This is a genomic window from Enterobacter sp. UNJFSC 003, assembly GCF_036903355.1.
GTDB lineage: Bacteria > Pseudomonadota > Gammaproteobacteria > Enterobacterales > Enterobacteriaceae > Enterobacter.
Genome location: NZ_JBAKHK010000199.1, coordinates 1 through 264 on the forward strand (window position 1 = coordinate 1; position 264 = coordinate 264).

A 264-nucleotide genomic window follows, 5' to 3' on the forward strand; every position below is an offset into this window, starting at 1 on the left:
GTGATCGGCTGCGCCGCATGGACGGAGGTCAATGACGCCGCACACAGCACGGCAGAAAAAAGCAGACTACGTTTCAACGGTGGTGTCCATAAATTGAATGAAGGTAACTGAGCGTATTTATACTACTCATTGATGGATTGCAAAGGGCGAATTAGTGCAATAATAGTGTTAAAAACGTAACGGCGCGTAAACACGATCTTTTTCCTGCTCACCAATGCCTGCATTTGTGATCCTGCGCGTGTTAATCCGCTTATGTAAACAATC

General features: G+C 45.8%; 1 protein-coding gene. It reads right to left on the reverse strand.

All coding sequences use genetic code 11. The features are described 5' to 3' along the window. A partial coding sequence (locus V5P19_RS23780) for a hypothetical protein (protein WP_334408014.1) occupies positions 1–77 on the reverse strand: 77 nt, incomplete at its 3' end. Positions 78–264 lie beyond the last annotated feature (187 nt).